The organism is Pseudomonas sp. GW822-FHT02G04, from assembly GCF_058802085.1.
In genome coordinates this window covers 1-12,078 of sequence record NZ_JBXANU010000026.1, presented here as the reverse complement: position 1 = coordinate 12,078, position 12,078 = coordinate 1, and the positions used below count along the sequence as shown (strand labels likewise).

Below are 12,078 nucleotides of genomic sequence, written 5' to 3'. Positions count from 1 at the left end.
GACAAGAGTTAAGGTGTTCCTTCGCCGTTTTCCGGTCGAACAACTATAGGTCAACCTCTTCACCACAACCGAGTGCCCGACGAGCAGTCGCCGCGGCCCTGAGCCACGACAACTCACTGATCGCTAAATCGACAACTGCATCAAACGCTCACCCTGCAGGTTTTCCGTAGGGCGGCGCTTGTTCACCGCCAGTTCACCGATCTTGATCAGCCGTGTGCGCGTCACATTACGGCTCAACCCCAGCAAGGCAGCGGTGTGCACCTGGTTGTAGTGGCTGAAGCGGTAGGCGGCCCGTAACAACGCATCTTCGACTTTCTCGTGCAGTGCGCCGGCCTGTTCCTCGAAGAGCTTTTGAAAGGCCCGGTCGAGCAAGGCTTCCGGCGAGTCGTCGACGCTGGTGTGGTGGTCGTCCTGACGCTCGATGCGCATGTTCGACAGGCGCAGGTCATCGCGCTCGATCACGCCGTTACGGCAGATCAGCAGGGTGTGATGAATGACGTTTTCCAGTTCGCGAATGTTGCCCGGCCAGGTGTAGCTGCGCAGTTTGTGTTCGGCCTCTTTACTGAGGGTGACGCTGCCGTAACCCAGGCGTTGGCAGTAGGCTTCGATGAAATGCCGGGTCAGCGGCAGGATGTCGCCGGGGCGCTCGCGCAACGGGCTCAGTTCCAGGCTGACCACGTCGAGGCGGTAATACAGGTCCTCGCGAAAGTGCCCGGCATTGATGGCTTTCTCCAGTTGCACATTGGTCGCCGCCAGTACCCGCACGTCGATGGGAATGCTCTTGCGCGACCCTAGTCGCACCACCTCGCGCTCCTGCAGCACCCGCAGCAACTTCACCTGGATGGCCATCGGCAGATCGCCGATTTCGTCGAGGAACAAGGTCCCGCCATCGGCCTCTTCGAACCAGCCGGCCTTGGCGCTCAGTGCTCCGGTGAAGGCGCCTTTCTCATGGCCGAACAGTTCGGCCTCCACCAGCGATTCAGAAAAGGCGCCGCAGTTCACCGCCACGAACGGCCGGTTGCGGCGAGCACTGAGGTTGTGGATATGCCGCGCCACCAGCTCTTTGCCAGTGCCGGTTTCGCCGATGATCAGCACGCTGGCTTCACTCGGTGCGACTTGCTGTAAGTGCGCGAGCAAAGCCTGGGATTTCGGGTCTTCGAACACCTGCGCCGTGGCGCGGATCGAGGTGGCCAGCGCGGGCGAGGGCGGTAAGGTCAGCAGTTGCATGGGGCAGGCTCCCTGAATGGAAAACTATGAATAGAAGGTCGGGATCGGCAGGGACTGGTTCAGCGCCCACTCGCCCAGTTCATGGAGTTTGTAATCCACCGGGTCGTGCAGGGTTTGCGTGCGCAGATTGCGCCAGTGACGGTCCAGTCGTAGTGAGGCGTGAGTCGAGCGGGCTCCGGTCACTTCGAACAAGCGGCTGCACAGCTCCAGGCCATTGCGCGTGGCGGCGACCTTGGCGGTGGCGATCGCGGTGGCCAGATGTCCGCGTTCCTCGGCACTCAGATTCGGGCCCTTGGCCCAAGCCTTGTCGAGCAATTCGGCGGCCCGCTCCACCAGTAAGCGAACTCCTTCGAGGGCCACCCAGAATTCTCCGTAGTGGCCGAGCACGTAAGGATCCTGGCGCACATCCGGAGCGCTGGATTTGTGCCACGGACGAGTCTCGGTGAGGGTGTATTGCCGCGCCTCTTCAAAGGCACCTTCGGCAATGCCGAGGAACATGTGGGTGAACGTGAGCTGGGCGATCAACGGGCGCAGGCAGGCGAACGGTGTGCTCAGCGGGCCAGGGTCGAGCAGCAATTCCGATTCTTCGACCCGCACTCGTTCAAACGTGGCGCTGCCGCTGTCGGTCTGGCGCTGGCCCATGTTGTTCCAGTCATTGTGCAACGTGATGCCGCTACGCCCGCTGGGAATCGCGGCGATCAACAACTTGCCGCCGGCACTTTCATCGACCGCCGAGGCGATCAGCATTTCCGAATCGCTGGCGCCGGAGCAGAAACTTTTCTTGCCGGAAAACTCGCGCCAGCCCCCGAGGTTTTTCACTACAGTGCGGGTGTCCAGCGGATTGAGGGCATTGCCCCAGAACCAGTTCTTGCGCGCGGTCTGTTCGAACCATGGCTGCCATTGTTCGGGCCGGGCGAACAGGCGCACGGTGGCGAGCATCAGGTGATGAAATCCGAAGACATGCGCGATCGAACTGTCGACCTTGGCGAACTCGCGCACGATGGTCAGGGTTTCACTCCAGCTGGCGCCGAGGCCGCCGTACTGGGCGGGAATGCTTAATGCGAGCAGGCCACTGTGGCGCAAGGCGTCACGTTCGGCTTTCGGCGTACCGCCGCGTTCATCGCGCTCGACAGCGGTCAGGGCAAACTCGCCGGCCAGTTGGCGGGCGGTCTGCAAGGGGGGCAACAGGGCGTTTAGCGGCTTGGCGGTCACGCGGGTGTTCCTCATTGAAGTCGACGCAATCCCATATGGAAAGGGCTTTTGTGGCGAGGGAGCTTGCTCCCGCTCGGCTGCGAAGCAGTCGTAAATCGGCTGATGCGGTTTTTCAGAAAATCCGCGCTGGCCGGTTATGGGACTGCTTCGCAGTCCAGCGGGAACAAGCTCCCTCGCCACAGTTTCCGGGGGGCCACATGAGAGCGGTTTTCAGGCCGTGGCTTTGGCGGGCAGCACATCATTGGCAATCATTTCGCCAAACGGCCCGGTGAGGTTGGTGATGCCACGTCCGGCCAGGCTGGCATACGGCTCAGGCAGCAGCGGAAACACCAGTTCGGCAAAGCGATAAGCCTCTTCAAGATGCGGGTAGCCGGAGAAGATGAAACTCTCGATTCCCAGGTCTGCGTACTCCTTGATTCGCGCCGCCACTTGCTGCGGATCGCCCACCAGAGCAGTCCCGGCACCGCCACGTACCAGACCGACACCGGCCCAGAGGTTGGGGGAGATTTCCAGGTTGTCGCGACGACCGTCATGCAGCGCGGCCATGCGTCGCTGGCCTTCGGAGTCGAAGCGCGAGAACGACTTCTGCGCCGCCGCGATGGTCTCGTCGCTGATGTGTTCGATGAGTTTGTCGGCGGCTTTCCAGGCCTCCTCGGCGGTTTCGCGGACGATCACGTGCAAGCGAATCCCGAACTTCACCGTACGACCGTTGCGCGCCGCGCGCTCTCGCACATCGGCAAGCTTTTCAGCCACGGCGGCGGGTGGTTCGCCCCACGTCAGGTAAACGTCGACCTGCTCGGCAGCCAAGTCATGAGCCGCATCGGACGATCCCCCGAAATACAGCGGCGGATAAGGTTTCTGCACCGGTGGATACAGCGCCTTGGCGTTCTGCACCCGCAGGTGTTTGCCTGTGAAATCCACCGCTTCGCCTTGCAGCACGCGGCGCCAGATCTGCAGGAATTCGTCGGTGACCTCGTAGCGTTCGCTGTGATCGAGGAAGCTGCCGTCGCCACGGTTCTCATCCGGGTCGCCACCGGTGACTACATTGATCAGCAAGCGGCCGTTGGACAGTCGATCCAGGGTTGCGGCCATCCGCGCCGAGACCGTCGGCGAAATAATCCCCGGACGGATCGCCACCAGATACCGCAAGCGTTCGGTCAACGGCACCAGGGCCGAAGCGATCACCCACGAGTCCTCGCAGGATCGTCCGGTGGGAATCAGCACACCGTGGTAACCCAGGCTGTCGGCGGCCTGGGCCACTTGTTTCAAATAGTTGAGGGTCACCGGGCGCGCGCCCTGGGTGGTGCCCAGGTAATGGCCGTCGCCGTGGGTCGGCAGAAACCAGAAAACATCCATGAAGAAATCCTTAAGCGATTTTCAGCAGATTTTTGGGGTGCACGCCGAACAACGGCGCCGCACGTTCTGCAGCAAGACGAATGCGGGCCTTCAAGGGCTCACTGGTTATTTGGTAATTGGAGAAGTCGGCTTCGGTGGCGTACACACCAATCGGCAAGGTCAGGGCCTGGAAAAAACTGAACAGCGGCCGCAACTGATGATCGAGCACCAGTGCATGACGTTCGCTGCCTCCGGTGGCGGCCAACAGCACCGGGGTGTCGATCAACGCGTTGAGGTCGATCAGGTCGAACAGGTGCTTGAGCAGGCCCGGGTACGAACCGCGATAAACCGGCGCGGCGACGATCAGCAGGTCGGCGCTTTCGATCGCTTGCAGTTCGGCTTCGATCTCGGCGCTCAGTTCCTGACGCGACAACGCGGCGCCTAGCGGTCGGGCAATATCGCCCAGTTCGATCAACTTGCTCTCGATCGGCAACTGCCCGGCCAGTTCGGCCAACAGCGCCTGGGTTAGCACCAGAGTGCGAGACGGACGCCAGGTACCGCCGGACAGGGCAACGACTTTCAATGGACGCGACATGAACAGTTCCTTTTTAAACAGTTGCTCAGCGAGCAGTGAGTAGTCACCAGCGTTGAGCAAGAGCTGTACCAATCCTTCGGAGCCCCGTGTTCCGCGGCTTTCAGCGCGTTGCTGGGCAGGCGCTGTGCGATTTGACGGGCGGTTTGTTGATCGGCTGTTGCCAGGCAAACAGTTGCGTGAGCAACAGCGCGTTAAGCGATGGAGTTGTTTATAAAGGCTCTCTGTTATTCCGTAAAAGACAGTAAATTAATATTTATAGGTCGTTTGGCTATATATGATTTGTCGTAGGAGCTGCCGAAGGCTCGGGCCGCGTTCGGACGATCTTTTCATCCCGATACCCACTATCGAGATCATTGATTTCTGCCCTTCAGGGCGCGCGGGTAGCCTGTGTTCATTGCCCCGAACCCAGATAGCCGGATGCCCGAAATGAAACCTCTACTCGCCACTTTCCTGCTGCTCGCCGTTTCCGTTCTCGCCGGATGTGCCAGTCATGTATCACCGGAACTGCGCCCCTACACCGCCGAAGAAACCCGGGAGCTGGCGCTGGAAGCCCTGAATCGTCGCGGCTTGTCCTTCGAGGAGTACCACGCGAAGAAAGCCGAATTGCTCGGCCAGCCGACCAAATCGATCAGTTTTGACAAGCAAGGCGAGATGAATGCCGAACGCACAGTACAGCTGCACGGTCGCCCAAGCTGATCGACAACTGTACTGCTCGAACTTTCACGCAACTGTCCATGGGTTTCCCGCAAGGCGTGCGATAGGGTCAACACCTGACTGACCCTAATGGACTGCCGCCATGACACTCTCGCTCGACCTGCTGCTGGGCTTTGCCCTGTTTGCTCTTGTCACCTCGATTACCCCCGGCCCGAACAACACCATGTTGTTGGCCTCGGGCGTGAATTTCGGCTTTAGCCGCACCATCCCCCACATGCTGGGCATTACCTGTGGCTTCTTCGTATTGGTGGTGGCCGTCGGTTTCGGCCTGGGCACGGTGTTTCAAACCTATCCATTGCTTTACACCGTGCTGCGTTATGTTGGCGCGGCGTATTTGCTGTATCTGGCCTGGAAGATTGCGCATTCCGGGCCGGTCGCCGAAGGTGAGCAGGGCGAGGGCAAGCCGATCAGTTATTTGGGCGCGGCGGCGTTTCAATGGGTCAACCCCAAGGCCTGGATCATGGCCATCGGTGCCATCAGCACCTACACGCCGATGCAGGGCTATTTCACCAACGTGATTGTGATTGCCGCGGTCTTCGCCCTGATCAACCTGCCAAGCGTCGGTGTGTGGGCCGGTTGTGGCACGCTGTTGCGCAATGTGCTGCGCGATCGCCGCTGGTTACGCCTGTTCAACTGGGGCATGGCCTTGTTGCTGGTGGCTTCCATGTATCCGTTATTGCTTGAAAGTTTTAGCTGACGCATTGCTTCAACCGGTTGCCCGATGCCTGTTAAGCTCGACTTCAGGAGCGTTCCTACGCACTTTTAAATGAAGTTGTTCTTCTTTAACGGCCTCCGATCAGGTATTGCTATCGTTCTGAAAATTCGGCGTCGCTCATAAGGCGACGCTTTGATATTTCCAGTGACGAGCTTCCTGATCCCGGAACACGCTCTGCGAGTCTTCTATGAATAAACGTCCGTTGTATTTCGACTACGCCGCCACCACGCCGGTGGATGAGCGGGTCATCAAGGTGATGGTTGAGTGTCTGGGTTTTAGCGGTAACTTCGGCAACCCGGCATCCAGCTCCCACGCTTTCGGTCAACAGGCCCGGCAAACGGTCGAGCACGCACGGCGCCAGGTCGCCGAACTGGTTGGCGCCCAGGCGGAGCAGATCGTCTGGACCTCCGGAGCCACCGAATCCAACAACCTGGCACTCAAGGGCGTTACCCAGGCCCGCGGTGTGTCCGGCGGCCATATCATCACCAGCCAGATCGAACACAAGGCGATTCTCGACACTGCCAGACAATTGCAGGACAGCGGCGTTGCCGTGACGTATCTGGTGCCCGATGCCGAAGGCCTGATTACCCCGCAAGCAGTCAGCGAGGCGATACGCGAAGACACCTTTCTGGTGTCGCTGATGCTGGTCAACAACGAACTGGGCACCGTCAACGATATCCCGGCCATCGGCCAGGTGGTGCGTGATCGCGATGCGTTGTTTCACGTCGATGCGGCTCAGGGTGTGGGCAAAGTGGCGATCGACCTGGCCCAATGGCCGGTGGATTTGATGTCGTTCTCGGCGCACAAGGTCTACGGCCCCAAAGGCATCGGTGCGTTGTACGTCGGGCCTCGTGCGCAACAACGCCTGCAAGCGCAGATCCACGGCGGCGGTCACGAGGGTGGGTTGCGTTCCGGCACTCTGGCAACGCACCAGATCGCGGCCATGGGCGCCGCTTTCGCGCTGGCGGCCGCTTCGTTCGATGAAGAAAAGGCCACCATCGTGCGCCTGCGCGAACGTTTGCTCGACCAACTGCTGAGCATTCCCGGTATTCGTGTCAATGGCAGTCCGACCCAGCGCATTCCCCATACATTGAGCCTGACTTTCAACGAAGGCGAGTTCAATTCCGCGGCGTTGAGCACCTCGATTGCATTTTCCGCGACGTCGGCCTGCAACTCCGCCAGTAATGCACCATCCCATGTGCTGCTGGCACTGGGGCATGACGCGCGCTCGGCCAGTCGCACTATTCGCTTGAGCCTGGGGCGTTTCACCACCGAGCGGGATATCGACCAGGCTGCGCATCTGATCAAAACGGCCGCCGCCAGTGCTCCGGCATTCTGGGTGACAGGTCCTTAAGCGCCGACTCTGATCGGCACCAAACAATAATGATGAAGTGGTTAGCAGGAGACACGATGAGTACGCAGCCTTCGATCAATGGATTGGTACCCCGGCGCCTGGCGCAAACCCGCGAGCTGATGAGCCGGGAGGGCATTCATGCTCTGCTGGTGCCGTCGGCCGACCCGCACCTGTCGGAATACCTGCCGGGCTATTGGCAGGGGCGGCAGTGGCTGTCGGGTTTCCATGGCTCGGTCGGCACGCTGATCGTCACGCCGGATTTCGCCGGTGTCTGGGCCGACAGCCGCTATTGGGAACAAGCGAGCAAGGAACTCAAGGGCAGCGGCATCGAGCTGGTCAAGCTGCAACCAGGTCAACCCGGCCCGCTTGATTGGCTGGCCGAGCAAACGCCTGAAGGCGGTGTCGTCGCAGTCGATGGCGCGGTGATGGCCGTGGCGTCGGCGCGTACCCTGAGCAGCAAACTCCAAGAACGCGGCGCACGTCTGCGCACTGACATCGATTTGCTGAGCGAAGTCTGGAGTGATCGTCCGAGCCTGCCGAACGAACCGATCTATCAACACTTGCCGCCTCAGGCGACCGTCAGCCGTGGCGAAAAACTCGCCCAGCTGCGTGACGTGTTGAAAGAGCGCGGTGCCGACTGGCATTTCATTGCCACCCTCGATGACATCGCCTGGCTGTTCAACTTGCGCGGCGGCGATGTGTCGTTCAACCCGGTGTTTGTGTCCTTCGCGCTCATTAGCCAGCAACAGGCCACCTTGTTCGTCGCCCTGAGCAAAGTCAGCGCCGAGCTGCGTGCCATCCTTGAACAGGACGGCGTGGCCCTGCGCGATTACAGCGAAGTGGCCGCCGCCTTGCGTGCCGTACCAAGCGGCGCGAGCCTGCAAGTCGATCCGGCGCGGGTCACGGCCGGTCTGCTGGATAACTTGAACAGTGATGTGAAACTGGTTGAAGGCCTGAACCCGACCACCCTGGCCAAGTCGCAGAAAAGCCTAGCCGATGCCGAGCATATCCGTCGGGCCATGGAGCAGGATGGCGCGGCGCTGTGCGAATTCTTCGCTTGGCTGGAAGCGGCATGGGGGCGTGAGCGCATCACCGAACTGACCATCGACGAACACCTGACCGCGGCCCGCACCCGACGTCCGGATTACGTGTCGCTGAGCTTCAACACCATTGCCGCGTTTAACGCCAACGGTGCGATGCCGCATTACCACGCTACAGAAGAGGAACACGCGGTCATCGAGGGTGACGGCCTGTTGCTGATCGACTCCGGTGGCCAGTACCTGGGCGGCACTACCGACATTACGCGGATGGTGCCGGTGGGTACGCCGACTGACGAGCAGAAGCGCGATTGCACCCGCGTACTCAAAGGCGTGATTGCACTCTCCCGCGCACAGTTTCCGCGGGGCATTCTGTCGCCGTTGCTGGACGCCATTGCCCGCGCACCGATCTGGGCCGAAAGTGTCGACTACGGTCATGGCACCGGTCACGGCGTCGGCTACTTCCTCAACGTTCACGAAGGTCCGCAAGTCATCGCTTATCAGGCGGCAGCCGCGCCGCAGACTGCAATGCAGCCGGGGATGATCACTTCCATCGAACCGGGCACCTACCGTCCGGGCCGCTGGGGCGTGCGAATCGAGAACCTGGTGTTGAACCGCGAGGCGGGCAAGAGCGAATTCGGTGAATTCCTGAAGTTCGAAACCCTGACCCTGTGCCCGATCGACACCCGCTGCCTGGAACCGTCGCTGCTGACCGAAGACGAAAAGCAGTGGTTCAACGGTTACCACGCCGAGGTGCGCGAGCGCCTGAGCCCGTTGCTCGATGGCGCAGCTCTAGAGTGGTTGAACACACGGACCGCGGCTATTTGATCGGCTTGAATTCAGGCGCTGTTTCCAGCGCCTGAATTATGTCCGGCTATTGCGCACGCAGCGCATCAAGGACGAAGTCCAGCCGATCCTGGCCGAAGAACAGTTGATTCCCGACAAACATGCTCGGTGCGCCGAATACACCGCGTTGTACCGCTTCCTCGGTGTTCTGCTTGAGGGCGGCTTTGACGTTCTCATCGGCGGTCAGTGCCAGTACCTCGTTCGGGTTGAAACCGTTTTGCGTCAGCACGGCGGCAACGGTCGCTGGGTCATCGAGGCTGCGCCCTTCCACCCACAGGGCGTGAAACAGGCAATCGATAAACGCCTGAAAGCGTTCCGGATGACGCAATTGCATACCCGTGACCGCGCGCATCAACATCAGGGTATTGATGGGAAAGTGCGGGTTGAACTTCAGCGGCACGCCATAGCGTCTGGCGTAGCGGTCCAGGTCCTGAAACATGTAGCGACCCTTGGCCGGAATGGTCACCGGGGAGGCGTTACCGGTGGCTTTGAAGACCCCACCCAGCAGCATCGGTCTGTAGATCAGCTGACTATCGGTCTGCGCGCAGATTTTCGGCAGTTGGGTGTAAGCCAGATAGGTAGCGGGGCTGCCAAGGTCGAAAAAGAACTCCACGGTTTTGCTCATGGTCGATGTGCTCTTCTTATTGTCGTAGGGGGAGGGCTTACCAGCGTTCGTTCCAGGGGCGCAGATCCAGCTCGAACGTCCAGGCGTCCCGTGGCTGGTTGTGCAAGTACCAATAGTTTTCGGCGATGTGCTCGGGGTTAAGGATGCCGTCTAGATCTTTGGTCGCGTATTTTTCCGGAAAACTGTCGCGGATAAAGTCGGTGTCGATGGCCCCATCGACCACCACATGGGCGACGTGGATGTTCATCGGCCCCAGCTCGCGGGCCATGCTTTGGGCCAGGGCGCGAATTCCGTGCTTGGCGCCGGCGAAGGCTGCAAAACCTGCGGCACCGCGCAAGCCGGCGGTGGCCCCGGTGAACAGGATCGTGCCCCGTTGGCGGGTGACCATGCGCTTGGCCACTTCGCGAGCATTGAGAAACCCTGAGAAACAGGCCATTTCCCAGATCTTGAAATACTTGCGGGCGGTTTCTTCGAGAATACTGCACGGCACATTGGCGCCGATATTGAAGACAAACGCTTCGATGGGGCCGATCTCGGTTTCGATCTGCTCGATGAGCGCAATTACGTCCTCTTCTTTGCGCGCGTCGCAAGCAAAACCGTGAGCCTCGCCGCCGTTGATCGTGATGGCATCTACCAGTGGCTGAAGTTTGTCTGCGCTGCGACGTGTGACGCAGGCGACGTAACCTTCCCGGGCAAAACGCTTGGCAATGGCGCCGCCGGTGGCATCGCCTGCGCCGACGACCAATACGATTTTCTTGTTATTGATAGCGGTGGTCATGGATGTCGCCCTTTGCTGAACGGTCAGTGACTGACGAACGTTAGCAGCATCCCGGGCGAAGCGCCTATCGGGCCAAGCAAGCCCGACAGGCGTGGAAGGTTATTTGCAGATGACGATCATACTGCGGCTGGTATAGCCGGCGGGGTTAAGGCCAAACGGATAATCTCCAGGTTCTTCGACCGCATCCCCTGACTTGGCGATCACCTTGTAACCCTTGGGCGCGCACGAATTGGCAGCGCTGGAGTAGCACTTGTCCCAAGAGGACGACAGCCCCGAACAGTTGATATGCAGTCCTTTCTTGCCGTGTTTGACCTGGGTTTTCGAGGTCGCCGCGCAGCCTGCAACTGCAAGCACGGCGATCAGTATCAAAATTCGTTTCATTGCTGTCCTTATAGAGGCCCCGGATCTTTGTGCCCGGGTCTGCCTGCATTCGCTTTTGCTTGAAGCGTACTGATATTCCTATCTGAAAAAATCCATGTCTGACACTGAGTTACGTGGCCTAAACATGGCCTAATTGAGCGGCAAATACCAGACCTTCGTCAAATCTCGTTTCAATCCGCCGCAACTGCGGGCTTGGCGGTGCTTCCCATGGTCATGGTTGCGCCGACGGAAGCCAGAATGATGCACAGGATAGCCATCCACTGTGACAGGGAAAGGTACTCATGGAGGAACAACAGACCGGACAGTGCGCCGAACGCGGGTTCGATACTCATCAATGTGCCGAAGGTCCGGGCCGGCATCCGTGTGAGGGCGACCATCTCCAGGGTGTAGGGCAGGGCAGTGGACAAAATGGCGACCCCGATGGCCACGGGAATCAGCGAGGGTGTCAGCAGCGCAGCACCCGCATGGACGATACCGATGGGGGCTACGAACAGTGCGGCAATCATCACGCCCAATGCGGCGGTCTGCACGCCATTGTCGGCACCGGCCTTCTGACCGAACAGAATGTACAACGCCCAGCAGACACCAGCGCCAAGGGCATAACCTGCGCCAACCAGATCAATACCTGCACTCGTGGCGCCAGTCGGAATCAACAGCAGTAAACCCACAGCCGCCAGGGCGATCCATAGAAAGTCGATCGCCCGACGTGAGGCGTAAATAGCGACCGCCAGTGGGCCGGTGAACTCCAGGGCTACCGCAATACCCAGCGGGACCGTGTTCAAGGACATATAGAAGAGGAAGTTCATGCCGCCCAGCGCCATCCCGTAGACAATTACCGTGCGCAGGGACTTTGCGGTGAGCTTCGCTCGCCATGGGCGTAATAGCAGCAGCATGATCACGCTGGCGAAGATCAGCCGCAGGGTGGTGGTCCCTTGAGCGCCGATAACCGGGAACATGCTTTTGGCCAGGGAGGCTCCGGACTGGATCGATGCCATGGCTATCAAGAGCAGGCCTACCGAGAACAGGGTCGAGGCAAGGCTGCGGGGGTGGTCATTCATTGCGTGGCATCGTCCGAGGTGGGAAACGAGAATAGTGCGTTATGTGTTGGGCAATATACTGCGCATTCGTTGCGGTTGCGTCTATATATAAGCAGGGATTTTGAACATCCTGATAGAAAAGCGTAATCAGGGGTTGACGGCAGATTCTGGACGTCTATAATTCGCCCCACTTCCGGCGCAGTCGAAACGGAAAACTCCTTG

Annotated in this window: 12 protein-coding genes; 4 read left to right on the top strand and 8 right to left on the bottom strand. The window is 59.9% G+C overall.

What is annotated here, in order from left to right; genetic code table 11:
- Window positions 1-123: 123 nt before the first annotated feature.
- The 4 genes from AC1RO5_RS25015 to msuE form a co-directional block, all read right to left on the bottom strand.
- On the bottom strand, window positions 124-1,227 hold the full coding sequence (locus tag AC1RO5_RS25015; protein WP_493178237.1) for a sigma-54 interaction domain-containing protein: 1,104 nt from the start codon (window positions 1,225-1,227) through the stop codon (window positions 124-126).
- Window positions 1,228-1,251: 24 nt separating this feature from the next.
- Window positions 1,252-2,454, bottom strand: coding sequence for an acyl-CoA dehydrogenase family protein (locus AC1RO5_RS25010; RefSeq protein WP_493178235.1), 1,203 nt, complete (start codon window positions 2,452-2,454; stop codon window positions 1,252-1,254).
- Between the two features lie 195 nt (window positions 2,455-2,649).
- Window positions 2,650-3,795, bottom strand: coding sequence for an FMNH2-dependent alkanesulfonate monooxygenase (ssuD, locus tag AC1RO5_RS25005; protein ID WP_493178234.1), 1,146 nt, complete (start codon window positions 3,793-3,795; stop codon window positions 2,650-2,652).
- Window positions 3,796-3,805: 10 nt separating this feature from the next.
- Entirely contained in the window at window positions 3,806-4,369 is a 564-nt protein-coding gene (msuE, locus tag AC1RO5_RS25000) for an FMN reductase (RefSeq protein WP_493178233.1), read from the bottom strand.
- Between the two features lie 426 nt (window positions 4,370-4,795).
- Between msuE and AC1RO5_RS24995 the strand changes: the two genes are divergently transcribed.
- From AC1RO5_RS24995 to AC1RO5_RS24980, 4 genes are all read left to right on the top strand, one after another.
- Window positions 4,796-5,065 carry a hypothetical protein gene (locus AC1RO5_RS24995; RefSeq protein WP_493178231.1) on the top strand — a complete coding sequence of 90 codons (270 nt, stop codon included), beginning with the start codon at window positions 4,796-4,798 and terminating at the stop codon, window positions 5,063-5,065.
- A 100-nt stretch (window positions 5,066-5,165) separates the two neighbouring features.
- The gene (locus AC1RO5_RS24990) at window positions 5,166-5,780 is read left to right on the top strand and encodes a LysE family translocator (RefSeq protein ID WP_253426184.1); all 615 of its coding nucleotides are present in this window, start codon (window positions 5,166-5,168) and stop codon (window positions 5,778-5,780) included.
- A 205-nt stretch (window positions 5,781-5,985) separates the two neighbouring features.
- Window positions 5,986-7,152 (top strand): cysteine desulfurase family protein, encoded by a 1,167-nt coding sequence (locus AC1RO5_RS24985; RefSeq protein ID WP_493178230.1) that lies wholly within the window; start codon window positions 5,986-5,988, stop codon window positions 7,150-7,152.
- A 56-nt stretch (window positions 7,153-7,208) separates the two neighbouring features.
- Window positions 7,209-9,017: an aminopeptidase P family protein gene (locus AC1RO5_RS24980; protein ID WP_493178228.1), complete on the top strand. Its 1,809-nt coding sequence runs from the start codon at window positions 7,209-7,211 to the stop codon at window positions 9,015-9,017.
- A 46-nt stretch (window positions 9,018-9,063) separates the two neighbouring features.
- Here the strand turns inward: AC1RO5_RS24980 and AC1RO5_RS24975 are convergent, their stop codons facing one another.
- The 4 genes from AC1RO5_RS24975 to rhtA all read right to left on the bottom strand — a co-directional run bounded on the left by AC1RO5_RS24975 (window position 9,064) and on the right by rhtA (window position 11,877).
- Window positions 9,064-9,660 carry a 2-hydroxychromene-2-carboxylate isomerase gene (locus tag AC1RO5_RS24975; protein WP_493178226.1) on the bottom strand — a complete coding sequence of 199 codons (597 nt, stop codon included), beginning with the start codon at window positions 9,658-9,660 and terminating at the stop codon, window positions 9,064-9,066.
- 37 nt (window positions 9,661-9,697) lie between these two features.
- Complete coding sequence (locus tag AC1RO5_RS24970; protein WP_493178224.1) at window positions 9,698-10,438, bottom strand: SDR family oxidoreductase; 741 nt, start codon at window positions 10,436-10,438, stop codon at window positions 9,698-9,700.
- Between the two features lie 99 nt (window positions 10,439-10,537).
- Window positions 10,538-10,819 carry a hypothetical protein gene (locus tag AC1RO5_RS24965; protein ID WP_493178223.1) on the bottom strand — a complete coding sequence of 94 codons (282 nt, stop codon included), beginning with the start codon at window positions 10,817-10,819 and terminating at the stop codon, window positions 10,538-10,540.
- A gap of 170 nt (window positions 10,820-10,989) precedes the next feature.
- Window positions 10,990-11,877 carry a threonine/homoserine exporter RhtA gene (rhtA, locus tag AC1RO5_RS24960; protein ID WP_493178221.1) on the bottom strand — a complete coding sequence of 296 codons (888 nt, stop codon included), beginning with the start codon at window positions 11,875-11,877 and terminating at the stop codon, window positions 10,990-10,992.
- Between the last annotated feature and the right edge of the window lie 201 nt (window positions 11,878-12,078).